Origin of the sequence: Limnohabitans parvus II-B4, from assembly GCF_003063455.1 — a bacterium.
Classification (GTDB): Bacteria; Pseudomonadota; Gammaproteobacteria; order Burkholderiales; family Burkholderiaceae_C; genus Limnohabitans_A; species Limnohabitans_A parvus.
Map to the genome: position 1 here is coordinate 949,689 of NZ_NESN01000001.1, position 21,106 is coordinate 970,794.

Annotated in this window: 27 protein-coding genes and 1 tRNA gene; 16 read left to right on the plus strand and 12 right to left on the minus strand. The window is 52.9% G+C overall.

Going from position 1 to position 21,106, the window contains the following annotated elements; genetic code table 11:
- Nucleotides 1-15: 15 nt before the first annotated feature.
- Nucleotides 16-222 (plus strand): hypothetical protein, encoded by a 207-nt coding sequence (locus B9Z37_RS04495; protein WP_108311792.1) that lies wholly within the window; start codon nucleotides 16-18, stop codon nucleotides 220-222.
- 22 nt (nucleotides 223-244) lie between these two features.
- The gene (locus B9Z37_RS04500; RefSeq protein ID WP_108311793.1) at nucleotides 245-715 is read left to right on the plus strand and encodes a hypothetical protein; all 471 of its coding nucleotides are present in this window, start codon (nucleotides 245-247) and stop codon (nucleotides 713-715) included.
- Here the strand turns inward: B9Z37_RS04500 and B9Z37_RS04505 are convergent.
- Nucleotides 712-1,284: a tyrosine-type recombinase/integrase gene (locus B9Z37_RS04505; protein WP_108311794.1), complete on the minus strand. Its 573-nt coding sequence runs from the start codon at nucleotides 1,282-1,284 to the stop codon at nucleotides 712-714. The genes B9Z37_RS04500 and B9Z37_RS04505 overlap by 4 nt on opposite strands.
- A 950-nt stretch (nucleotides 1,285-2,234) precedes the next feature.
- Between B9Z37_RS04505 and B9Z37_RS14310 the strand changes: the two genes are divergently transcribed.
- The 3 genes from B9Z37_RS14310 to B9Z37_RS04515 all read left to right on the plus strand — a co-directional run bounded on the left by B9Z37_RS14310 (nucleotide 2,235) and on the right by B9Z37_RS04515 (nucleotide 3,424).
- Nucleotides 2,235-2,597, plus strand: coding sequence for a hypothetical protein (locus B9Z37_RS14310; protein WP_146179705.1), 363 nt, complete (start codon nucleotides 2,235-2,237; stop codon nucleotides 2,595-2,597).
- A 119-nt stretch (nucleotides 2,598-2,716) separates the two neighbouring features.
- A complete protein-coding gene (locus B9Z37_RS04510) occupies nucleotides 2,717-3,157 on the plus strand; it encodes a DUF6641 family protein (protein ID WP_108311906.1) in 441 nt (146 codons plus the stop codon).
- A gap of 78 nt (nucleotides 3,158-3,235) precedes the next feature.
- Entirely contained in the window at nucleotides 3,236-3,424 is a 189-nt protein-coding gene (locus B9Z37_RS04515; RefSeq protein ID WP_108311795.1) for a hypothetical protein, read from the plus strand.
- Nucleotides 3,425-3,525: 101 nt separating this feature from the next.
- On the opposite strand, the gene B9Z37_RS04520 is transcribed toward B9Z37_RS04515, so the two are convergent.
- From B9Z37_RS04520 to hrcA, 8 genes are all read right to left on the minus strand, one after another.
- On the minus strand, nucleotides 3,526-3,891 hold the full coding sequence (locus B9Z37_RS04520; protein ID WP_108311796.1) for a DUF6876 family protein: 366 nt from the start codon (nucleotides 3,889-3,891) through the stop codon (nucleotides 3,526-3,528).
- Nucleotides 3,892-3,977: 86 nt separating this feature from the next.
- Complete coding sequence (locus B9Z37_RS14315) at nucleotides 3,978-4,259, minus strand: hypothetical protein (RefSeq protein WP_146179706.1); 282 nt, start codon at nucleotides 4,257-4,259, stop codon at nucleotides 3,978-3,980.
- A gap of 2 nt (nucleotides 4,260-4,261) precedes the next feature.
- Nucleotides 4,262-4,498, minus strand: a complete 237-nt coding sequence (locus tag B9Z37_RS14320; RefSeq protein WP_146179707.1) for a hypothetical protein — start codon at nucleotides 4,496-4,498, stop codon at nucleotides 4,262-4,264.
- Between the two features lie 12 nt (nucleotides 4,499-4,510).
- The gene (locus tag B9Z37_RS04525; RefSeq protein ID WP_108311797.1) at nucleotides 4,511-4,870 is read right to left on the minus strand and encodes a hypothetical protein; all 360 of its coding nucleotides are present in this window, start codon (nucleotides 4,868-4,870) and stop codon (nucleotides 4,511-4,513) included.
- Complete coding sequence (locus B9Z37_RS04530; protein ID WP_108311798.1) at nucleotides 4,870-6,273, minus strand: tyrosine-type recombinase/integrase; 1,404 nt, start codon at nucleotides 6,271-6,273, stop codon at nucleotides 4,870-4,872. Before B9Z37_RS04530 ends, B9Z37_RS04525 begins: the two co-directional genes overlap by 1 nt.
- Before the next feature lie 80 nt (nucleotides 6,274-6,353).
- Nucleotides 6,354-7,136 carry a nucleotidyltransferase domain-containing protein gene (locus B9Z37_RS04535; protein ID WP_108311799.1) on the minus strand — a complete coding sequence of 261 codons (783 nt, stop codon included), beginning with the start codon at nucleotides 7,134-7,136 and terminating at the stop codon, nucleotides 6,354-6,356.
- Nucleotides 7,123-7,662, minus strand: a complete 540-nt coding sequence (locus B9Z37_RS04540) for a hypothetical protein (RefSeq protein ID WP_108311800.1) — start codon at nucleotides 7,660-7,662, stop codon at nucleotides 7,123-7,125. Before B9Z37_RS04540 ends, B9Z37_RS04535 begins: the two co-directional genes overlap by 14 nt.
- Nucleotides 7,663-8,273: 611 nt before the next feature.
- On the minus strand, nucleotides 8,274-9,278 hold the full coding sequence (gene hrcA, locus B9Z37_RS04545) for a heat-inducible transcriptional repressor HrcA (protein ID WP_108311801.1): 1,005 nt from the start codon (nucleotides 9,276-9,278) through the stop codon (nucleotides 8,274-8,276).
- Nucleotides 9,279-9,306: 28 nt separating this feature from the next.
- On the opposite strand from hrcA, the gene B9Z37_RS04550 reads away from it, so the two are divergent.
- The 3 genes from B9Z37_RS04550 to rapZ are packed head-to-tail and all read left to right on the plus strand — an operon-like array spanning nucleotide 9,307 to nucleotide 12,758.
- On the plus strand, nucleotides 9,307-10,200 hold the full coding sequence (locus B9Z37_RS04550) for an NAD kinase (protein WP_108311802.1): 894 nt from the start codon (nucleotides 9,307-9,309) through the stop codon (nucleotides 10,198-10,200).
- Between the two features lie 3 nt (nucleotides 10,201-10,203).
- Nucleotides 10,204-11,898: a DNA repair protein RecN gene (recN, locus tag B9Z37_RS04555; RefSeq protein WP_108311803.1), complete on the plus strand. Its 1,695-nt coding sequence runs from the start codon at nucleotides 10,204-10,206 to the stop codon at nucleotides 11,896-11,898.
- Complete coding sequence (gene rapZ / locus B9Z37_RS04560; protein WP_108311804.1) at nucleotides 11,895-12,758, plus strand: RNase adapter RapZ; 864 nt, start codon at nucleotides 11,895-11,897, stop codon at nucleotides 12,756-12,758. Before recN ends, rapZ begins: the two co-directional genes overlap by 4 nt.
- A 381-nt stretch (nucleotides 12,759-13,139) precedes the next feature.
- Here rapZ and mutY read toward each other — a convergent pair whose 3' ends face one another.
- A complete protein-coding gene (mutY, locus tag B9Z37_RS04570) occupies nucleotides 13,140-14,195 on the minus strand; it encodes an A/G-specific adenine glycosylase (protein ID WP_108311806.1) in 1,056 nt (351 codons plus the stop codon).
- A complete protein-coding gene (gene mutM / locus B9Z37_RS04575; protein ID WP_108311907.1) occupies nucleotides 14,180-14,995 on the minus strand; it encodes a bifunctional DNA-formamidopyrimidine glycosylase/DNA-(apurinic or apyrimidinic site) lyase in 816 nt (271 codons plus the stop codon). Before mutM ends, mutY begins: the two co-directional genes overlap by 16 nt.
- 161 nt (nucleotides 14,996-15,156) lie before the next feature.
- On the opposite strand from mutM, the gene B9Z37_RS14630 reads away from it, so the two are divergent.
- From B9Z37_RS14630 to pth, 8 genes are all read left to right on the plus strand, one after another.
- Nucleotides 15,157-15,717, plus strand: coding sequence for a tetratricopeptide repeat protein (locus tag B9Z37_RS14630; protein WP_240606612.1), 561 nt, complete (start codon nucleotides 15,157-15,159; stop codon nucleotides 15,715-15,717).
- 62 nt (nucleotides 15,718-15,779) lie between these two features.
- On the plus strand, nucleotides 15,780-16,787 hold the full coding sequence (locus tag B9Z37_RS14635) for a tetratricopeptide repeat protein (RefSeq protein WP_240606613.1): 1,008 nt from the start codon (nucleotides 15,780-15,782) through the stop codon (nucleotides 16,785-16,787).
- Nucleotides 16,784-17,284 carry a lipoprotein insertase outer membrane protein LolB gene (locus B9Z37_RS04585; RefSeq protein WP_108311807.1) on the plus strand — a complete coding sequence of 167 codons (501 nt, stop codon included), beginning with the start codon at nucleotides 16,784-16,786 and terminating at the stop codon, nucleotides 17,282-17,284. The genes B9Z37_RS14635 and B9Z37_RS04585 overlap by 4 nt, the downstream gene beginning before the upstream one ends.
- 33 nt (nucleotides 17,285-17,317) lie before the next feature.
- A complete protein-coding gene (ispE, locus tag B9Z37_RS04590) occupies nucleotides 17,318-18,163 on the plus strand; it encodes a 4-(cytidine 5'-diphospho)-2-C-methyl-D-erythritol kinase (protein WP_108311808.1) in 846 nt (281 codons plus the stop codon).
- Between the two features lie 34 nt (nucleotides 18,164-18,197).
- Nucleotides 18,198-18,274: transfer RNA gene (locus tag B9Z37_RS04595), tRNA-Gln, on the plus strand.
- A gap of 41 nt (nucleotides 18,275-18,315) precedes the next feature.
- Nucleotides 18,316-19,293, plus strand: a complete 978-nt coding sequence (locus tag B9Z37_RS04600; protein ID WP_276308851.1) for a ribose-phosphate pyrophosphokinase — start codon at nucleotides 18,316-18,318, stop codon at nucleotides 19,291-19,293.
- Nucleotides 19,294-19,392: 99 nt separating this feature from the next.
- Nucleotides 19,393-20,022 carry a 50S ribosomal protein L25/general stress protein Ctc gene (locus B9Z37_RS04605; protein ID WP_108311809.1) on the plus strand — a complete coding sequence of 210 codons (630 nt, stop codon included), beginning with the start codon at nucleotides 19,393-19,395 and terminating at the stop codon, nucleotides 20,020-20,022.
- A 114-nt stretch (nucleotides 20,023-20,136) separates the two neighbouring features.
- Nucleotides 20,137-20,787, plus strand: a complete 651-nt coding sequence (gene pth / locus B9Z37_RS04610) for an aminoacyl-tRNA hydrolase (protein WP_108311810.1) — start codon at nucleotides 20,137-20,139, stop codon at nucleotides 20,785-20,787.
- 16 nt (nucleotides 20,788-20,803) lie between these two features.
- On the opposite strand, the gene B9Z37_RS04615 is transcribed toward pth, so the two are convergent.
- Nucleotides 20,804-21,052 carry a YfhL family 4Fe-4S dicluster ferredoxin gene (locus B9Z37_RS04615; RefSeq protein ID WP_108311811.1) on the minus strand — a complete coding sequence of 83 codons (249 nt, stop codon included), beginning with the start codon at nucleotides 21,050-21,052 and terminating at the stop codon, nucleotides 20,804-20,806.
- Nucleotides 21,053-21,106 lie beyond the last annotated feature (54 nt).

Below are 21,106 nucleotides of genomic sequence, written 5' to 3' on the forward strand. Positions count from 1 at the left end.
TACTAGGAGATAGATATGGCCATCAAAAGACATGTCACAAAACCCATCACGTATTACGCATATGCAACTTTTAAAGCAAAAGCGGCATTTAAAATTAATGCCATCAACGAGGTACACGCCGAAAATTTGGCGGCACAAATAATATGCAATGCCGATATTAGCAAAGATAATATATACAGGTGCGATGACATTCACATTTTTAAGATACTCAAAGGCAACTAATTACATACGCAAAGGATATGCAATGAAAAATAATTATTCCGCACTTAAAAAAATCATTGAAACGCTAATTTATAAAAATCTTATTTACTCAATTAAAGACACGATTGCTAGCAAAGATGCAGATTTTATTATCGGCGATTTCCCATACTGGCAGACTGATTGCAATATCATCAAATCAAGCAAAAGGCCATATTCATATATACATGATGCTAAATGTATTGTGCCAGGCTACGTAAAGGCTGCGATTGAATTTGAAACCAAGTTTCAGAAGAAGGTATTAGATAGGTATGGGCTAGTGCTTTCCTCAGTTCTGCACATTAGGTGCAGAGATGGAGCTGATCACCTGTCGATTGAGGATGAAGAGGACTTCAACCGTTTGAAAGACATTGAAGTGCCTTTCCTCTTCATCAATACTGACGAAGAAGCAAGTCGCGCACAGCAGTTCGTTGATGACTTCGACGAGCTGGTATTTCTCCATGCACTTGAGTGCTAAACGAGCTCTACAGCATTCCGAAGCATGTTGTCATTGGCATCAATGTAGACAGCAGTTGTACTGACGTTCCTGTGCCCCATCAATCGCATCAGCACACGCAATCCAACACCTTGCGATGCGATTGTTGTGGCATAGGTTCTTCGTCCACTATGCGAGCTAGCCCCATCAATGCCTGCCGCTTTGTAGATGTTCAAAAAGTGCTGTGTCAGCGTATTAGCAGTGAACCCTCTGCGAGGGCTCTTCTGCGTTGTGAACAATGCCCGCTCTTTATCGTCAACACGGATCGTTTGGATATAGTTTGCAAGTTCAGCTTTCAGCTTTGAACTGACAAAAACAGTACGCGGATGCTTGCCTTTTGTTTGTTCAGCCGTCAGTCGAATTTCGCTTTTGATTTTTTCGTTGATGTCTAATACATGACCAACGGTAAGTGATGCAATTTCACCCACCCGCATTCCACTGTAATGACTGATTAGTACAAGTGCACGGTCGCGTACGCCAAATTTTTTCTCGCCCACACAGTTGAGAACTTGCTGAATTTCGTTTTCGCTCAATGTTTTTGCTTGCGACATTTTGACCTTTCGGGCTAATCAAATAAATTAGCTGTTTAAAGCATAAATTCAGCAGTTACAAATGAGCAACCTACTTGCAAACACCCGTCCATTCCTTCGGGTCATTGAGCAATTCCCATATAAATCAATGGCTTAACTTCGAAATCACATATTTCAGCAGTTTTCTTTGGTTTTTAGTCGCTTGATCCATTGCTTTTTCGCTAAAAATGCAATCTCGTCAAAAATCTCCTACAAGCTTGTTTTCTAGCTTGTAGCTACCCTTGTATCCATGCCGCTTTTTTTCTGCACTACAGGGGATTTAAAGCGCTATCTCTCTACCGTTTGTTTCGCTAGAAAAACTGGTTAAAATTTTCATATTATGAAATATTGTTGACATATATGTGGTATTTTGATACGATTGCATAAATAAGTTATACAAACAAGGTTAAGGTTACACGCCGATGGAACTGTGTTGCTAAATCCGCTCTCTACGTGTTGTAGCGGTAAAGAAGGTGCTACTTGTTGCACTGATTCATTGCACTACCCCGCAAGGGATGCTTTAAATGCCCTCCGTCATAGGAGGGAACGTTTGCAATGTCTTAATAGTTGATGCCACGCAATAACATGCGTCAAAAGTGAGTGGGAACACCAAGCTTGCTATGCAAGTACCCCACAAAGTACAGAGACTGCCGCTACATAAGCACTCTGCGCTTGCGTAAATGGACTGCACATAAAAGGAGATCGCAATACCTGCCTGATCTGGCCACAAAGCCAGTTGTGTATATGTAGACGAACCCTCAGTAAATGAGACTATCCAAGCTGGTCAGGCTTGGATATTTTTCCTAGTAAATGACCTTAAATAATTAAATTAATAAAAGGCAATTGAAGATTTTGCGAAAGCCCAGCTTGAGCAACTAATCTTCAATTGCAGTTTGCGCTAGCAAACTCGCATCATGCATGTAAGGAGCAATATGAGTTTTACAAAAGAACTATTTGAACAAACAGCACAAGCCCTACCAGAAATAACTACTAGAACTTTTAGCAAATACTGCGGAAAAAGTGAAGGATATTATGGAAGCATAAGGGCACAAAACGTAGAAATTTCAACCAATAGCTTAGTCTATCTGGCAGAGATATTGCAATACAGGAATTCCATTGCACCAAGCAAAGCCCTTAATTCAGTTATCTCAACCATTGTTGGAGAAATATCCAAGCGAATTCAATCCATCGAAGTTGAAAACATTGAAGTTCGCAAAATGATCATCCAATCTATTGTAAAAACAAATATGGAAAGTGACAGATGCTGCAGCGCACCACCAATCGTTATTGCATGAGTCTATTGAAATAAAAGTCAATCTGGCCGTTGCGATTATGCGATCTATGTCTTTTCGGTTGCTCTTTGCATTTGTCGAAAATAAATTAAATGCACTCGTTCAACAAACAGGAGAAAGAAATGAGTGCATTGAACAATTTGAAGCTGGTCACTGCTAAACGTGCAGCCACCCAAACGCCAGTACAGCAACGCAGGAACAAGCTCTGCGCAAAGCTGTTTGAGCAGATGCAGTTAGCGCAAGCGCAAGCCGAAGGTCGGGTGTACGCACCTACGAAGTTCAAAACGTTTAAAAACGAAGAGACTGGCGAACGCCGCAGTATCGAAACAGCAAAGAAGCTCAAGCAATGGTGGTGGACCGCTGCAGATGGCAAGCTAAACCTGTCAATTCGTTACGGTGCAAAGGTCATCGAAATCAGCAAGGGCAAGAACGCAATCGAACTTGCGGGCGTGAACGAACTGGTGCCCACGCTTGAGATCGTCAAGCAAGCTGTAGCTGACGGAAGTTTGGATGCACAGATTGAGGCTGTCAGCAATAAGCTACGCAGTAGCTTCAGAAAGTGAACCAGCTTGAACACTGCGCTAGCTAGCGCAGTGTTCACACTCCTTGCGCCTGCGTAAATACAGGACAAGGAGTTTTTTATGAAGATTGCAGAAATTGAATCCGCAACGGCATCCAAACCATTGTCACCGGATCAAGCAAGAATTGATGCGTTGAAGGTGCAGAAGGCGGCTGCGACACAGCGATTAAAGCAGGAACGAGATCGCCAAAAGCGTCAAAAGGCGGTGCAACAACTTTCCGGTCTTAACAGCCCCACTAGCACCGTATAAACGTCATATACAGCGTCTTTTTTATTTCCTTTAATGAGACGGATTAGACGGAGGCCTTCGCCCCGCTGTAGGGCGTGCATCGCAAGTCGGATCGGACGAGATCAGTACTCACTTGTCAGCATCAAAACCCAATACTCACCTGCCCAGCAGCCATAGAGGGTGATTGCAGTAAGTGGGAAATCTGTGTACTCAATTTTCTGCTTTGCCAGAACCCTACCGTTGACATCCTCAATTGATACAGATGCCGAATGGTTTGTTTTTGTGAGTTTCAGACAAGTGAACCAATCCTTGTTGCCATCTACACCGCTCAAATGTGATGCGTACACATCAAACAACCAAAAGCACTCTGCGGCTTCAGCAAGGTAGCGTGAGCCTTCTGTAAGCAAGACTGTGCGTGTCAATCTTGCTAACTGATCACAACCTGTAAATTGTTTCAGCGTTGTGAGCAATTCATTTTCTTCAACCATTTCTGTGTTCCTTTAAGTGTGAACACAGTATTAGTTCAAAGCATCAAATGGACAACCTGAGCCCCGCCAATTTGGCGGTTTATACGTTAAGGTAAGCCACCCAATGCTTTGTATAAATCATCGTAAACACACTCTCTCACTTGCCTGTCAAAAGCATTTCTATCAGCTTCTGATTCAATTAATTCAGAAACCGTTCTTGCGTATTTTGTATCGCGCCAAAGATGATCACTCAAAATATCAAAGATGTGGTGATCTATCGCTACATCAGCAAAGAAAAAATTTCTTTTTCCCAAATCGTATTCAACATTAAGTAGTCTCTTAGTCAATGAGCTCACCAATTCTTTTTGTAGAACAGAGTATTTGTCCATCACTATTCTTGCTCCTTCCAGCCTCTATCACGCCCAAGTGACATTGATGCCCAGTGTTCCTCAAGTGCTTCTTTTGGAATCTGTGCAATATTGGGTGTCATACGACGACGAGATACCCAATCTTCATCGTAGTGATTCCAACCTGCTTCAGTTTGTGGATAGTCTGAGAATTTTGGGAATGGGTTTGTATTTGAGTTATTCATTACTTGATCTTCAAATAAGTGATTTTTAAATTCCAATATTTTGTTGACTCATTCTTCGTCTACAAAAAATCTACCTATATTCTCATCAGCGTACTGAATTGCTTGATCCTTTGAATCGAAGAACTCAGGTTCATCATCAATAACTTCTACAAGATACAAACTATCTACTGATGTTATTTGTATTGGATTGATTTCGTAGTCATATTGGGAGGCGTATGTCGCTACGTGTTCACCGTAATGATGTACCCAATATTGAGCATTACTTTGAATTTTTTCAAAATCAATGCTATTTAAATTCTCAATTTTTTGAAGGAGCTGTTGATCAATATCCGTATCATTTGAAATGATCGCCCGTATTTTTTTATTTCCCAACAATACTTTTATCTGCTCTAAAGACGGTTTTGCCATTATTTGTCCTTCTTTGATGAAGCTTTTTTTGATGCTGGTTTTCTTGTCAGCAACTCCGCTTTTTTCTTTGCTTGTGCTGACTGATAGATTTCTTCAACAGTTGAAGTTGAAGCAATTCTTCGTCGTGTTTCTTGCCCACGCAATTGCTCTGTTGCTTCAATTACTTTCAAATGACTGTAGTGACGTTCAATCATCTGAACACTAGTACCCATCTGCTCAGATAGCGTGTGAATTGGCACTTTGTCATACGTTAATGCTAACGTTGCGTATGTGTGACGGAAACTGTAGAACACACGGTTCTGTTCTGTCTTTGGGTCGTATAGCAAGTTGTGCTCTTCCAAGTACCGCTCAAACATATGTTGAAAGGCAGAGCTTACGTCCTGCTTCTTTTCTTTTGTACGCAATACAAAGTCATCGTTGTTAGGTGTCACAACATCTTTGAACGGGTCAATGATATTATTTCTAACGCCATACATACGACGAGCAATTCGCTCCAGCACTTTGACTGTTGGCTGTCTGCCAACAATTTCACGTGTACCAGTCTTACCTGTAACAATTAACTCAACACCCCTGTTTAGATCAGTCAGAACAATCTCTTCTTTTTCACCGTCATCTCCAACGACGAACTCACCTGTGTGCGTTTGTTTTGGATTCATAGTGAACTTGATCTGTTTCCATTTCAAATTCATCAGCTCTTTGCCAGGTCTTGCTCCTGTATCAATTAGCATCTCAGAGTAGTCGCGCATTATTTGACGCATCTCTTTGCTGTGTGCGTTACGAGCTCGCTCTATCCACGCTTCAAAGTTATTAATGACAGCCTGTATCTCTGTCAATGTGAAGGCTGGGTGACGTGTACTCTTCCTGCCTTTCGCCTCAAGTTTTGGGCGATTGAGATCAGTTAAGAAGTTGCGCAGAACTGCCTCATCCAACACCATGTTCAGTGCGGCGTTTTGACTGAGCATCGTGCTTTTACTCGGTGCTCTCTCCATCATCCGTATTCGCTCAGCATCCAAATAATCCAGCGCCGTACTGTCTATGTTTGTGATGAGTCTGTTACCCAAAATTGGAATCAGGTATTCGTTGATGATGCGAATGTAGTCTTTGTACGAAACTTTGCCATCACCATTTGCAAGCTTCTGTTCCATACGCTGAACAGCAAGTTTGGCAACATCTCTGAATTTGCGTGTGATGACAGGGAGGTTGTCACGCTTACGAATCTCAGCCGTAATTCGCAACTCTTTTGCTACCTCTTTTGCGTCCTTCAATTTCCGTTCTTTTGTTGACGCTCGTTGCCAAACACCACCCACCTTGTAGCGGCACTGCCAAATTGAGCTTCGCTCACGCCTGTACACGACGAGCTCACCCTCAGTAACAATGTGCGTTGTCTCTTTTTTTGCGGACATAACGCAACTATATGGTCAAAGCAAAAAAAGAACAACCAATTGAGTGTGTAGTGTTTTTCTAGCGAAGCGCACCCATCTACTCAATAGACAATTGCCCCCCAATTGGTCTGCTGGACAGCTTGCCTTGCTGACAAAACTACCGACTGCTTTTCTGCCGCCGTCATTAGGCTAGACAGCTCATTTGCAGAATTTGCTGGATCAATCAATTTTTTCAACAATGGATTTGATGTACCAACTGCCAATTCATTGAAGACGTGCATAACGTTGTCCTCTAGTGCTTCTGCACTCTTCGATCGACCTTTCAACACATCCAACACAAGTAGATATTCCAAATATATAGATGGAATATCCAACTTATTCCGATGCCTCCAAATTTTCAGTATTCGAATTTCATCAGTCCTACCTGATGACGAAATATCATTAATGTGCTTTTGTATGTTGGTCTGTTTGTATGACCCTGTTTTGGCAGTGTAGATGGAATGATCGTTTGTATTGCCTGACAACTTTCTTGCTGGAGTGACGTCAACCTCCAAGCCATTCATGTTGATTCGAATCGACACGTTCTGCGCTCGAACGCCGCTGTAGTTTTTCCGCAGATATGTTTCAAGCGATTCATAGCATTTTTTCAGACCACCATCGTTTCTGTGGCAATCATTGGTCAGCGATACCAATATGTCTACGTCAGATGACAATGAAATAGCTGTACCCTTTGCGTACGAACCTGAATTTGCGGCAGACAGATAGCATGTCTGCGCCCAACTTTTCAAATTGGCTTTCAGATTCGCTAGATCTTGCGAGTACAAACTGAGATCCCTAGCTCTGTAGGTATCCAGCAATTTGTACAGGTATTCATTTGGCGTCATAGCTGGTTGTCATCAAGCTGGTCAAAACATCATTAAGCAGTCTGCCTAAAAAATTCACCACTACTGTGTTCGGCCTGTTGGCTATCGAGTTCATAACATCGTGTGGAATCGACGCAGGTCTAGCAACTATCACTATAGGAATTTGTGAGCTTGCTCGTCTCTGAAATATTTCTTCAATGCTGCCCCCTGCTGTATCCCAATCAACTAGATAGAGATTAGCCACCGAAAGACTTTCAAGCGTACTCAACGGAACGTGTGCAATGTTTTTTTCGTTGAACAACTTGGAGGACTTAAGGGCATGCGATAGCTTGGCAAAGTTTTCAGCATCAGAAATGACTGCAATTTTCCGTTTCCATAATCCATATCCCAGCCGAATTGCCAACGGCATCACACCAAAGAAGATGCTGATCACCTTGTAGGCGAAACCTAAAACTACCAATATCGATCCAATGCCACCAAAAATGGCAAACAGCGAATGGTTGAAAAATTCTGCGACCAATTTGTACCCAGCAGTCACTTCTTCCATGCTATCTATCCTCCTTCCCGTAGGTTAACCGTACTGAAATTAAAAAAAAAGCCACCCGAAGGTGGCTTTTAGAGGGTTGGTAGGGCGTGACAGACTTGAACTGTCGACCAAAGGATTCCGCTTTGTGTGACTTTCGCCACTCGCTGGACTTTGTCTTCACCATATTGATTGCTCAACTTAGGCGGGTGCCGTTAAGTCTCTACACGTTCAAAGTGCTTTCGCACTAAGCTTCGCTCGGCATTGCCATATGTGTTGCCACACTTAGGTTTCACCGAATTTGACACCATCCCTTATGCAGTTTCCACGCGTAAGGCACATTTGAAAAATATGAGTCCTCTGCTCTAACCAACTGAGCTAACGCCCCTCAAAAACAGATTGTACGTGGGTCCTTTTTTGCGACAAGAACAGCCCAAAAAGCAGGTCCAAATCGGTCAAAAAGTGTGTAGCTGGTGTGTAGTGTTTTTCGCACCATTTTTACTCACGTAACCTATTGATTTATATAGGTATTTTACGAATATGAGAACTTTTTGAATAGATTATGAGTCCTCTGCTCTAACCAACTGAGCTAACGCCCCAACCGAAGCCGTGATTGTAGTGGCCCGATCGGCTGCTTATTTGGACTGGCTCAGCGCGTTGCTGACCAAGCGGGAGGTGATGTTGACGATCTGGATCATCCGGTCGTAGGGCATGCGGGTCGGGCCGATCACGCCCAAGGTGCCCACAATTTGACCATCGACCTCATAAGGCGAACTGACGACCGACAGCTCCTGCATGGGCACGATCTGGCTTTCGCCTCCTATATAGATGCGCACGCCTTCGGCCTGGCTGGACACATCCAAAAGGCGCATGAGCTGGGTTTTTTGCTCAAAAAGGTCAAACGCCCGGCGCAAATGGCCCATGTCGCTGGAAAAATCGCTCACCGACAGCAAGTTGCGCTCACCGGCAATCACCACTTCGTTCTGGTCTTCGGCCAGCGCCTCGGTGCTGACCTGAACGGCGGCTTGCATGAGCGTGGCGATTTCGCTTTGCAGGCTCACCAGCTCTTGCTGCACCCGGCTGCGCACCTGCTCAATGGCCATACCGGCGTAGTGGGAGTTGAGGAAATTCGAGGTTTCCAGCAACTGGCTTTGGGAGTAGTCCGTCTCCGTCAACAAGATCCTGTTTTGAACATCGCCCTCCGGGGAAACAATGATCACCAACAAACGGCGCTCGGACAATCGCAAAAACTCGATGTGGCGAAACACGGACGGTCTGCGCGGTGTCATGACCACGCCCACAAAATGCGACAAGTTGGACAACAGATTGGCGGCGCTGGCGATCACCTTTTGCGGCTGATCAGGCGTGAGCGCAGGCGTTTCAAGACCATCGCGCTGCACCGTGAGCATGGTGTCCACAAACAGGCGATAGCCCCGACTGGTCGGGATGCGCCCGGCCGAGGTGTGTGGGCTGGCGATCAAGCCCAACTCTTCCAGGTCGGACATCACATTGCGGATGGTGGCGGGGGACAGATCCAGACCCGAGGCTTTGGAGAGCGTGCGAGAGCCCACGGGTTGGCCGTCCGCGATATAGCGTTCCACCAGCGCTTTGAGCAATAACTTGGCACGATCATCTAGCATCTGGTCATTTTAATGATGTAATTTGTGCATGAGATCCAAATTCCGTCACGTTGCGCTCTTTGGCAAGTACCACACCACCGCCCATGGCGGGGGGCTAGAGAGTTCGCGACGGGTTTTGGACGATGTGGCCCAGTTCCTCACTCGGCAAGGCTGCGATGTCGTGCTGGACAAGGAAACCGCCCTGCACACCGGCCTGAACCAGTACCCCATGCTGGACATGGCCGAAATCGGCAAACAGTGCGATTTGGGTTTGGTGATTGGCGGCGACGGCACCATGCTGGGCATTGGCCGCCAAATGGCACGTTACGCCCTGCCCCTGATCGGCATCAACCAAGGCCGCCTCGGCTTCATCACCGACATCCCCATCCAAAGCTACCAAGATGTGCTGCAGCCCATGCTGCAAGGCAATTACCAGACAGAAGACCGCAGCTTGCTGCAAGCGCACGTGGTGCGTGACCAACGCAGCGTGTTCAGCGCACTGGCCATGAACGACGTGGTCGTCAACCGGGGCGGCACTTCGGGCATGGTGGAGCTGCGCGTAGAGGTCGACGGCCGCTTTGTGGCCACCCAGCGCGCCGACGGCCTGATCATCGCCACACCCACGGGCTCAACCGCCTACTCACTGTCGGTCGGCGGCCCCTTGATGCACCCCTCCATTGGCGGCTGGGTCATGGCACCCATCGCACCGCACACGCTGTCCAATCGCCCGATCGTGCTGCCCGAATCGTCCGAGATCAGCATCGAAATCGTGGCTGGACGCTATGTCAGCGCCAATTTCGACATGCAATCGCTGGCCGAGCTGATGCTGGGCGACCGAATCACGGTGCAACGCTCGGAGCACAAAGTGCGCTTTTTGCACCCCGCAGGCTGGAACTACTTTGACACCTTGCGCAAGAAGATGCATTGGAATGAGGGCGTTTAAGCCGTGGCACTGACGCACATCACCCTGCGCGATTTTGTGATCGTGCGCGAACTGGAACTGGACCTGAGCACAGGCTTCAGCGTATTGACTGGTGAAACCGGCGCAGGCAAGTCCATCCTGATCGATGCCCTGCAACTGGCCTTAGGTGCCCGATCCGAATCGGGTGTGGTGCGCGAAGGTGCCAACCGCTGTGAGGTCTGTGCCGAGTTCGAGCCGACGATCGCCATCCAGGCCTGGCTCGAAGCCGCCGGGTTTGACGCCAGCGCCGAATTGCTGCTGCGCCGGACTGTAGACACTGCCGGCAAAAGCCGCGCCTGGATCAACGGCAGCCCGGCCACCGCCACACAACTGCGCGAACTGGGCGAACAGCTGCTGGACATCCATGGCCAGCACGCCTGGCAAAGCCTGACCCGTCCTGACGCCGTGCGCGGCCTACTCGACGCCTACGCAGGCACCGATATCCGCCCGCTCAAAGCCGCCTGGCAAGTTTGGCGACAAGCCCAACAAGCCCTCGCCGACGCGAGCCAAGCGCAAAGCACATTGGCCAACGAACGCGAGCGGCTGGCTTGGCAAATTGGCGAGCTGGAAAAGCTCAACCCCCAAGCGGGCGAATGGCAAGACCTGAGCACCCAGCACAGCCGCTTGGCCAATGCGCAAGCCCTGATCGAGGCAGCCAACCTGAGCACCGCGTTGCTGGAAGGCAAAGATCACGAGGCCGCGGGGGGGGCGCTCAGCCAGTTGTCCCGCGCCATCCAGACGCTGCAATCCTTGGGGCAGTTTGAACCCGAGTTCAATGAACTGGCCGACCTGCTGACCTCAGCCCAAGCCCAGGCCGAAGACGTGGCCCACAGCCTGCACGGCTATTTGCGCAAGACCGATCTGGACCCAGCGCACCTGGCTCAGCTCGACGAACGCATGGGCCTGTGGCTGTCGCTGGCACGCCGCTACAAAAAAACGCCCGATGAACTGCCCTTGACCCTGCAAACCTGGCACCAAGAATTGGCCCAACTCGATGCCGCAGCCGATCTGGACAGCCTGCGAAAAGCCGAGCAAGCCGCACAAACCGCCTGCATGCAAGAAGCCAAAGCGGTCTCGCGCCAACGCCAAAAAGCCGCCAAACCACTGGCCCAAGCCGTCAGCAACGCCATGCAGCAACTGGGCATGCAAGGTGGCCGTTTTGAAGTGCAACTGCAGGCGCTGGATGCGCCTGCGCAGCATGGCCTCGAAGAAGTCAGCTTTTTGGTCGCCGGACACGAAGGCAGCACGCCGCGCCCCGTGGGCAAAGTGGCTTCTGGTGGTGAACTCTCTCGCATCGCACTGGCCATTGCGGTCACCACCAGCGAGCTGGGTGAGGCGGGCACCCTGATTTTTGACGAGGTCGATTCGGGCGTTGGCGGCGCGGTGGCCGAAACCGTGGGCCGATTGATGAAACAGCTGGGCCTGCACCGCCAAGTGCTGGCGGTCACCCACCTGCCCCAAGTGGCCGCCTGCGCCGACCACCACTTGCTGGTCAGCAAAGCCGCGGTCAACGGCCAGGTCAGCAGCCAAGTGCGCACCGTCAGCGGCGAAGAGCGTGTGAGCGAAATTGCACGCATGCTGGGCGGTGAAAAACTGTCGGCCACCACCTTGGCCCACGCCAGAGAAATGCTGGGCGATGCCCCTTTGAAACCCGCAGGCCGCAAAACCACCCAAAGCTGAGCATGGACATCATTCTGATCACCGGCATGTCCGGCTCCGGCAAATCGGTCGCGCTGCACGCCCTCGAGGACGCTGGCTACTACTGCGTCGACAACTTGCCACCCGAGTTGCTGATCCCCTTTGTCAAGCTCGAAGAACAGCAAAAAGAACAGCGCCTGGCCATTGCCATCGACGTGCGCAGCGCCAACTCCTTGCACCTGATGCCTGAGCAAATGGCCTTGCTGCGCGACATGGGCATGACGGTGAAATCGGTGTTTCTGGACGCCACCTCCGACACCTTGCAGCGCCGCTATTCCGAGTCGCGGCGCAAACACCCGCTGTCGGGCGGCAGCAAACCTCAAAGTGACAAAGCTCTTTTTGAGACCATCGAGTTCGAGCGCGAACTGTTGGCCGATTTGCGCGAACGCGCCCACGTCATCGACACCAGCTTGCTGCGCTCGGCGCAACTGCAGACTTACATCAAAACCCTGGTCAGCGCCCCGGTGGCGCAGCTGACCCTGGTGTTTGAGTCGTTCGGTTTCAAACGCGGCATTCCCACAGATGCCGACTACGTTTTTGACATCCGCATGCTGCCCAACCCGCACTATGAAAGCGCACTGAAGCCATTGACGGGTCGCGACGCTCCAGTGCAAGACTATTTGCGGCAATCCGAAGAGTTTGTGCAAATGCAGCTGCAGATCGAGGGGTTTCTCAGGCAGTGGATTCCCGCCATCGAGCGTGATCACCGCAGCTATGTCACGGTGGCCATCGGTTGCACTGGCGGACAACACCGTTCGGTCTTCATGGTCGAGCAGCTGGCACAAAGCTTTGGCACGCGCTGGCTCACACTCAAACGGCACCGGGAACTGGACGCGATTTAAGTGCTTTGGGCTGTTGCGTCAAGCCACGCACCGCCCAATACAAGCAGCCTGGACCCCGGGTCTTCGCCCGGGGTGACAAGTTCATCTGTCCACCCGCACACTGCCTACGTCACCTGCCACCTGCCACCTGCCACCTGCCACCTGCCACCTGCCACCTGCCACCTGCCACCTGCCACCTGTCACCTGTCACCTGTCACCTGTCACCTGTCACCTGTCACCTGTCACCTGTCACCTGTCACCTGTCACCTGTCACCTGTCACCTGTCACCTGTCACCTGTCACCTGTCACCTGTCACCTGTCACCTGTCACACGTCACACGTCACCCTGCAGCCCGTCACCCTGCCCACTGTCATCCCGCACTTGATGCGGGATCCATGTCTTTCACGCCCCCGCCAACAAAACCCGAATCGGCGCTGGCAAACCCATGTCAGGCCAAGCGTCTGCATCTACCCACTGACCTTCACAAGCAGGGCAGGATGTTCCTGAGCCAAGCATCCGCACCGGGTGCAAATGCAGGTCTCGGTGCGTCAGCACATGCTTCCAGGCTTCGATGTAGAGGGGGTCTTTGCCTTGTGCCCAGGCGGCCAGCAAATCATCTTCTGAATCAAACACCGGCAAACTGAACAAGCCTGCCCAGATGCCTTTGTCGGGGCGCTTTTGCAGCCACACCTGCCCCCGTGCGTTGACCGCCCACAACAACCACAGCGTGGCACTGCTGCGCTTGAGTTTGCGGGTCTTGACGGGATACGCCAGCGGTTCTCCCTGCGCTTTGGCCTGGCACAGGCCACTGACGGGGCACGCTTGGCACTGCACCTTCCGCGGCAAACACACAGTAGCACCCAGATCCATCAAGGCCTGGGTGTAACGCGGCATGTCGACCGGTTTTTCAGGCAACAGGTTTTGCGCCAATCCCCACAAAATGCGCTCGTTTTTGGCCACCGCCAGGTCATCGCCATAGCCCAGCACACGGGTCAACACGCGCTTGACATTGCCGTCCAGAATCGCGGCGCGCTCCTGAAAGCAAAACGCCGCAATCGCGGCGGCGGTCGAACGGCCAATGCCGGGCAAGGTCTGCAGGTCTTCTGCACGCCGGGGAAACGCCCCGCCAAAACGCGCCATCACCTCTTGCGCGCATTTGTGCAAATTGCGCGCACGGCTGTAATAACCCAAGCCGCTCCACAGCGCCAGCACATCGTCTTGCAAGGCGGCCGCCAAAGCAGCCACATCCGGAAACCGCACTAGAAACCGGGGAAAGTAATCGAGCACCGTGCTCACTTGCGTTTGCTGCAGCATGATCTCAGACAACCAGACGCGGTAAGGGTCCTGGGTGTTTTGCCACGGCAGGCTCTGGCGGCCGTGCTGGCGCTGCCAATCCACCATGCGGCGGGCAAAACCTTCGGGCAAATCATGGAGAGGACGGGTCAAGGCTTCTGACATTGGGGGCAATAAAAGGTGGTGCGCTGGCCTTGCAGCATGGACCGGATCGGGGCGCCGCACGCACGGCAAGACTCGCCAGCGCGGCCATAAACGGCCGCTTCGAGCTGAAAGTAACCCGTGCGGCCTTCGGCATTGACAAAATCTTTCAAAGAACTGCCCCCTTGTTCCACAGCACGGGTCAGCACCTGAACGATGGCGGCATGCAGCTTCGCCACACGCGGCCGGGACAAACGCGCCGCTTTCGTGGTTGGGCGGATACCGGCCATGAACAAAGCCTCGGACGCATAAATATTGCCCACGCCCACCACCACATCGCCCGCCAGCAGCACTTGCTTGATGGCGGACTGGCGCTTTTTCAGGGCATCGGCAAAGGCAGCGACATCAAACTGGCCATTCAAGGGTTCTACACCCAGTCGGCCCAATAACTTTTGCGCTTCAGGCGAATCCTCCGAAGGCGTCCAGACCACCGCGCCAAAGCGACGCGGGTCGTGCAAGCGCAGCACACCCCGGTCGGTCACCAGATCCATGTGGTCATGCGGCCCGACTTCGGGCTGAACGGGGGCGAAATTCAGGCTGCCCGACATGCCCAGGTGCACCAGCAGCAAGCCTTGATCCAGATCGAGCAACAGGTATTTGCCTCGGCGGCGAACACCCAACACCTGTCTACCCACCAAGCTTTGAGGTGCCACCCCCAAAGGCCAACGCAAGGGCTTGCCCATGCGCAAATCCACAATTTTGGCGGCAGCAATCCGGTCTGCAAAACTGCGACGGGTCACTTCAACTTCTGGGAGTTCAGGCATGCATTCATCTGGCGCCAAGGCAGGGAATCTGCCCCCGGCGCACGGGTTCAAAAGGTGGCTGGATTATGATGGGCTCCATGAAATTCTGGTTTCGACTTGCTGTCTTGTCCTCGTGCGTCATCGGTGCTTGGGCTCAGCCTGCAGCCCCCAAAGCAGAGGCCATGCCCAAACAATCCGCACTGGATGCGGTTTTGTTTTACCAAATTCTGCTGGGTGAATTGAACACACGCCAAGGCTCGCCTGGCAGCGGTTTTTCGATCATGCTCGACGCCGCACGCAAAACCCGCGACCCGGCCTTGTTCCAGCGCGCCGTCGACATCGCGCTGCAAGCCCGATCAGGCGATGCTGCATTGCAAGCAGCGCAAACCTGGAAAAAAGAAATTCCTTCCGCCATTGAAGCCAGCCGTTACGTGCTGCAAATTTTGCTGGCGCTCAACCGAATCGAAGAAGCCGGTAAAGCATTGACGGTCTCCATCCATGAACTGTCTTTGGAGCAGCAATCTGCCGCCATTGCCTCGGTGCCTCGCCTGTTTGGCGTGGTTCAAGACAAAACACTGGCGTCTGGCGTGGTCGAAAAAGCCCTGGCGCAAGCGCTCACCCAATCGCAAACATCGGCCTCAGCCTGGACCACCATCGGCCGCATGCGCCGTGATGCAGGACAAATCACCGCGGCGGTCGAGGCATCCGTCAAAGGACACGCCGCCGACCCCAAGGCCCCCTGATTTTGGCCCTGAGCTTGATGGTCTCCGACAACAGCACCCTCAAGCCCATGCTTGAGGCGGCCATGAAAACAGATGTCGCGCCTGAGCTGCGTCTGGGCTACGCCCGCACCTTGGTCTCCTTGCAGCTCTACCCTGACGCCATCAGGCAACTGGTGGTGCTCAACACCAAACACCCCGAATTTGCCGAAGGCTGGCTGATCCACGGCCTGGTGCTGCAAGAAAACAACCAGCTGCCTGAAGCTGAAAAACGCCTAGAACAGTATGTGCGCGTGGTGGCCCAGAGCAAGACACCCGAGCACCAGGCCGGGCTCGCAGAAGCCTTGTTGTCGCTGGCGCAAATCGCCCAAAAGAGCGGACAACTGGAACGCGCCAAACAATGGCTAGCCCAAATGCCAGCAGGGGCCGACCCCATCAAACTCGCCAGCCGACAAGCTGATCTGCTGGCCCAACAAGGGCGCATGGACGAAGCACGCGATGTGCTGGCCCAGGTCAAGCCCGCCAATGCCGAGCAAGCCCAACGCAAAATTTTGGCGCAATCCTATTGGCTGCGCGAACACCGAGAAGCCCAAGCCGCCTACACACTGGTCAAGGCGGCCATGGAACGCCATGCCGACAACAACGAACTGTTGTCAGAGTTGGCACTCATCTGCGAAAAACTCAAACGCTTTGACGAAATGGAGCTGTTGCTGCGCCAACTCATGGCCAAGGCACCGCAAGAAGCACACGCCTTCAATGCCTTGGGCTACTCGCTGGCAGACCGCAACATCCGCTTAAATGAAGCCCGTCAGTTGATCGAGAAAGCCGTGCAGCTGTCCCCTCAGGACGCCTACATTCAGGACAGTCTGGCTTGGGTGATTTTTCGCCAAGGCCAACACCAGGAAGCCTTGCGGATTTTGCAAACGGCCTACAAATCCAAGCCCGATGCGGAGATAGCCGCCCATTTGGGTGAAGTGCTCTGGACCATCGGCCAAACGCGTGATGCCGGCACCATCTGGCGTGAAGGTCTGCTGCTCAAAGCCGACAACGAAACGCTGATCGAAACCCTCAAACGCTTCAACTTCAAGCCATGACGCCACACGCGTCACAGCGCCGTGCATGGTTGAGCATTTGCGGCCTGGGTCTGCTGACTTTGGCAGGCTGTGCCACCCCCCGCCCCCCAGCAGCCGACACAGCTGCCTTCTGGTCCGGCCGCTTGGCACTGCAACTGCAAAGCACACCCCCCCAAAACTGGAGCGTCAGCTTTGAACTCCAAGGATCCGCCGAACAAGGCCAAATGGTCTTGCTCAGCCCCATTGGCACCAGTTTGGCGCGCCTGAGCTGGACGCCCCAAACTGCATGGCTGGAACAAGGCCAGGACAAGACCGAAAGCAGCAGCCTGCAAAGCCTGAGCCAGCGCCTGACGGGCACAGACTTGCCCATTGCCGCCCTGTTTGAATGGCTGGCAGGCAAAGCCGCCGATGCGCCTGGGTGGCAAGTGGACTTGTCTGCACACCCGCAAGGCCGCCTGACGGCGCGCAGAAGCACGCCCGCACCCGAAGCTGTTTTGCGCATCCTGCTCGACCGCTGACCAGACGGGCCAGGCGCTGGCGATAATCTCCCCATGAAACAGCTGCACGACGTACCCGCACCGGCCAAACTCAACCTGTTTTTGCACATCACAGGCCAGCGCCCTGACGGCTACCACCTGCTGCAATCGGTGTTCATGCTCATCGATTGGTGCGACACCCTTCACTTCGACAAGCGTCCGAGCGGGGCCATCAGCCGTGAAGACCTGACCGTGCCACTGCCCGAAGACGACCTGATCACCCGAGCAGCCAAACTGCTGCAACAGCACACGGGCTGCACACAGGGCGTGCACATCGCGGTCGAAAAACACATCCCCGCGCAAGCCGGCATGGGCGGCGGCTCCTCTGACGCAGCCACGTGTCTGCTGGCTCTCAACCAGCTTTGGGACTTGAAACTGGGCCTGCCCGCGCTCGAAAAACTGGGGCTGCAACTGGGTGCGGATGTGCCCTTCTTCTTGCGTGGACACAACGCCTGGGTAGAGGGTGTGGGCGAGAAAATCACCCCCATTTCCTTGCCTTCGGCCCAGTTTTGGGTCATCAAACCACCCAGCGGAATTGAAACAGCGCAAATTTTTAAGCATCCAGACCTTCAAAGGGCCACAAAGCCTGCTACAATTTCGGTCTTCGCTGCAGAGCCATATGACTTCGGTCACAATGATCTGCAACCCATCGCTGAAGCGATATGCCCTGAGGTTTCACAAGCACGCCAAGTGCTTTCCAACACAGGCATGAGCGGCAAAATGACGGGTTCTGGCAGTGCAGTGTTCGCACATTGCACAACAGGCACAACGCTCAGTCCGGTCCCAGACCACTGGCAAGTGCGCAAATGCAGCAATATGGAAGTTCATCCTTTAAAAGGTTGGGCATCCAGCGAAAGTTGATCGGTAGATCGCTGTTTCAGCGGTAAACCCGTGTAGGGGAGTCGCCAAGTTGGTTAAGGCACCGGATTTTGATTCCGGCATTCGAAGGTTCGAGTCCTTCTTCCCCTGCCAAATACGTTCACTCGTACAGGCCCTTTTTTCTGATCGCTGGAATGCACATGCAGCCTGCTTCACTCCCCCCCGAATTCATGCTGTTCACCGGCAATGCCAACCCTGTTTTGGCTGCCGAAATTGCCCGTTGCTTGGGCACACAGCTCGGCTCCGTCGATGTGGGCCGCTTCTCTGACGGTGAAGTCACCGTCGAATTGAAGCAAAACGTCCGTGCCCGCGAAGTGTTTGTGGTCCAGTCCACCTGCGCACCGACCAACGAAAACCTGATGGAATTGCTGATCATGGTCGACGCGTTCAAACGCGCATCGGCTGGCCGCATCAGCGCCGTCATCCCTTATTTTGGTTACGCCCGCCAGGACCGTCGCCCACGTTCAACCCGTGTGCCGATCTCTGCCAAAGTGGTGGCCAACATGCTGCAAGCCGTTGGCGTTGACCGCGTCCTGACCATGGACTTGCACGCCGACCAGATTCAAGGCTTCTTTGACATCCCGGTCGACAACATCTACGCATCCCCCGTGTTGCTGGGTGACCTGCGCCAGAAAAATTACGAAGACCTGATCGTCGTGTCGCCAGACGTCGGCGGTGTGGTGCGCGCTCGCGCCCTGGCCAAGCAGCTCGGTTGCGACCTGGCCATCATCGACAAGCGTCGCCCCAAAGCCAACGTGTCTGAAGTCATGCACGTCATCGGCGAGATCGAAGGCCGCAACTGCGTGATCATGGACGACATGATCGACACCGCAGGCACCTTGGTCAAAGCAGCAGAAGTGCTCAAAGAGCGCGGCGCGAAAAAAGTTTACGCCTACTGCACACACCCGATTTTTTCGGGCCCGGCCATCGACCGCATCGCCAAGGGCGAAGCACTCGACGAAGTCGTGGTCACCAACACCATCCCGCTGTCGGCCGAAGCCGCAGCGTGTTCCAAGATTCGCCAACTGTCCGTGGCTCCGCTGATCGCCGAAACGATCAACCGGATTGCGCATGGAGAGTCGGTGATGAGCCTGTTCTCCGATCAAGCCTGATCGGAAAAAGGCCAACAGCGGCCAGCCGTCATAGTGGACTGGCTGGCTTTTTTGAGTCAGGGTCGCACTGGTCGCGGTGGACCCTAGAAGGAGTAATGTATGAAATTTGTCGCTTTTGAGCGCGCTAAGCAGGGCACGGGTGCGAGCCGCCGTCTCCGCAATTCCGGTCGCACACCTGGCATCGTTTACGGTTCCACATCGGCCCCCCAACTCATCGAGCTGGACCACAACGCTTTGTGGCACGCCCTGAAAAAAGAAGCTTTCCACGCCTCGATCCTCGAGATGGAATTCAACGGTCAAACCAGCCAAGTGCTGTTGCGTGACTACCAAATGCACCCCTACAAGCAATTGGTGCAACACATCGACTTCCAGCGCGTCGATGCCAACACCACTTTGCACATGAAAGTGCCCATGCACTTCAGCGGCGAAGAAGAGTCCGAAGCCGTCAAGACCGACAAGTGCACTGTCACTCACGTCGTGACTGAACTCGAAGTGGCTTGCTTGCCTGCCAGCCTGCCCGAATTCATCGCGGTGGACCTGAAGGGTCTGACCATGGGCAAATCCCTGCACCTGAACGACATCACCTTGCCTGCTGGCTGCAAAGCCATCACCCACGGCAAGAAAAACCCGGTCCTCGTGTCCGTGGTGGCTCCTGTCGAAGAAGTGGTGGCCGCACCTGTGGCCGCTGCACCTGCAGACGCCAAAGGCAAGGGCAAAGGCAAGAAGTAATCTTCTCGCTTGGGCTGCAAAGCCCTGCGCCCAAAGGCCCGCTCTGCGGGCCTTTTTCTTTGGGCCAAAGCATTTCAGGCCACATGGCCAAGCGCACAAGGATAATCACGCACCATGATCAAACTCCTAGTCGGCCTGGGCAACCCGGGCAACGAATACGAAGACACCCGACACAACGCCGGATTCTGGTGGATCGATGCGGTCGCCCGCGAACTCAAAGTGTCATTGGTGCCCGAGCGCAATTACCACGGCCTGATGGCCCGCACCACGGTCAACGGTCAGACCGTGTGGTTGCTCGAACCCCAAACCTTCATGAACCTGTCAGGCAAGTCGGTCAGTGCCTTGGCGCGGTTTTTCAAAATCCAGCCGGAAGAAATTTTGGTGGCACACGATGAGCTCGACATCGTCCCCGGTGAGGCCAAGCTCAAACTGGGCGGCAGCCATGCCGGACACAACGGCTTGCGCGACATCCATGCCCAACTCGGCACGGCCAACTATTGGCGGCTGCGCATCGGTGTGGGCCACCCCGGCGACAAGGCCGAAGTGGTCAGCTGGGTTTTAAAGAAGCCGATGCTCGAACACCGCAAAGCCATCGATGACAGCATTTTCCGGGCACTGACCGCTTTGCCGTTGTTGTTAGCGGGTGACATGGAAAAAGCCATGGTGCGCATCCACACCAGCAAGCCGCCCCGACCCAAACCTCCGCGTCCGCCCAAAGCACCGAATGCCGAAGCATCCGAAATGAGCGCCCCCAAACCCGAGTGAAGGGGTCTTGATCCGGTCACTGCGCCTGCAAGCGCCGGTACTTGGCCCAGAGCGACTCCTGGTTTTCGACGTGTTGCGGATTGATGGGAATGCACGCCACGGGGCAGACCTGCACGCACTGCGGCTCGTCAAAATGCCCGACGCACTCGGTGCATTTGGACGGGTCGATTTCATAAATCTCTTCGCCCAGATAAATCGCCTGGTTCGGGCATTCGGGCTCACACACATCGCAGTTGATGCATTCATCGGTGATCATCAGTGCCATGGGGTGGGCTCCGCAAAATTCTGCATCGTGGTCATGCGCCAATTATCGGCCACC

Bases quoted from the DNA above. Each gene is read 5' to 3' on its own strand.
- B9Z37_RS04495 (WP_108311792.1), top strand. From the start codon at position 16: ATGGCCATCAAAAGACATGTCACAAAACCCATCACGTATTACGCATAT.
- B9Z37_RS04500 (WP_108311793.1), top strand. From the start codon at position 245: ATGAAAAATAATTATTCCGCACTTAAAAAAATCATTGAAACGCTAATT.
- B9Z37_RS04505 (WP_108311794.1), bottom strand. From the start codon at position 1,284: ATGTCGCAAGCAAAAACATTGAGCGAAAACGAAATTCAGCAAGTTCTC.
- B9Z37_RS14310 (WP_146179705.1), top strand. From the start codon at position 2,235: ATGAGTTTTACAAAAGAACTATTTGAACAAACAGCACAAGCCCTACCA.
- B9Z37_RS04510 (WP_108311906.1), top strand. From the start codon at position 2,717: ATGAGTGCATTGAACAATTTGAAGCTGGTCACTGCTAAACGTGCAGCC.
- B9Z37_RS04515 (WP_108311795.1), top strand. From the start codon at position 3,236: ATGAAGATTGCAGAAATTGAATCCGCAACGGCATCCAAACCATTGTCA.
- B9Z37_RS04520 (WP_108311796.1), bottom strand. From the start codon at position 3,891: ATGGTTGAAGAAAATGAATTGCTCACAACGCTGAAACAATTTACAGGT.
- B9Z37_RS14315 (WP_146179706.1), bottom strand. From the start codon at position 4,259: ATGGACAAATACTCTGTTCTACAAAAAGAATTGGTGAGCTCATTGACT.
- B9Z37_RS04525 (WP_108311797.1), bottom strand. From the start codon at position 4,870: ATGGCAAAACCGTCTTTAGAGCAGATAAAAGTATTGTTGGGAAATAAA.
- B9Z37_RS04530 (WP_108311798.1), bottom strand. From the start codon at position 6,273: ATGTCCGCAAAAAAAGAGACAACGCACATTGTTACTGAGGGTGAGCTC.
- B9Z37_RS04535 (WP_108311799.1), bottom strand. From the start codon at position 7,136: ATGACGCCAAATGAATACCTGTACAAATTGCTGGATACCTACAGAGCT.
- B9Z37_RS04540 (WP_108311800.1), bottom strand. From the start codon at position 7,662: ATGGAAGAAGTGACTGCTGGGTACAAATTGGTCGCAGAATTTTTCAAC.
- hrcA (WP_108311801.1), bottom strand. From the start codon at position 9,278: ATGCTAGATGATCGTGCCAAGTTATTGCTCAAAGCGCTGGTGGAACGC.
- B9Z37_RS04550 (WP_108311802.1), top strand. From the start codon at position 9,307: ATGAGATCCAAATTCCGTCACGTTGCGCTCTTTGGCAAGTACCACACC.
- mutY (WP_108311806.1), bottom strand. From the start codon at position 14,195: ATGTCAGAAGCCTTGACCCGTCCTCTCCATGATTTGCCCGAAGGTTTT.
- mutM (WP_108311907.1), bottom strand. From the start codon at position 14,995: ATGCCTGAACTCCCAGAAGTTGAAGTGACCCGTCGCAGTTTTGCAGAC.
- B9Z37_RS14630 (WP_240606612.1), top strand. From the start codon at position 15,157: ATGCCCAAACAATCCGCACTGGATGCGGTTTTGTTTTACCAAATTCTG.
- B9Z37_RS14635 (WP_240606613.1), top strand. From the start codon at position 15,780: ATGAAAACAGATGTCGCGCCTGAGCTGCGTCTGGGCTACGCCCGCACC.
- B9Z37_RS04585 (WP_108311807.1), top strand. From the start codon at position 16,784: ATGACGCCACACGCGTCACAGCGCCGTGCATGGTTGAGCATTTGCGGC.
- ispE (WP_108311808.1), top strand. From the start codon at position 17,318: ATGAAACAGCTGCACGACGTACCCGCACCGGCCAAACTCAACCTGTTT.
- B9Z37_RS04600 (WP_276308851.1), top strand. From the start codon at position 18,316: ATGCACATGCAGCCTGCTTCACTCCCCCCCGAATTCATGCTGTTCACC.
- B9Z37_RS04605 (WP_108311809.1), top strand. From the start codon at position 19,393: ATGAAATTTGTCGCTTTTGAGCGCGCTAAGCAGGGCACGGGTGCGAGC.
- pth (WP_108311810.1), top strand. From the start codon at position 20,137: ATGATCAAACTCCTAGTCGGCCTGGGCAACCCGGGCAACGAATACGAA.
- B9Z37_RS04615 (WP_108311811.1), bottom strand. From the start codon at position 21,052: ATGGCACTGATGATCACCGATGAATGCATCAACTGCGATGTGTGTGAG.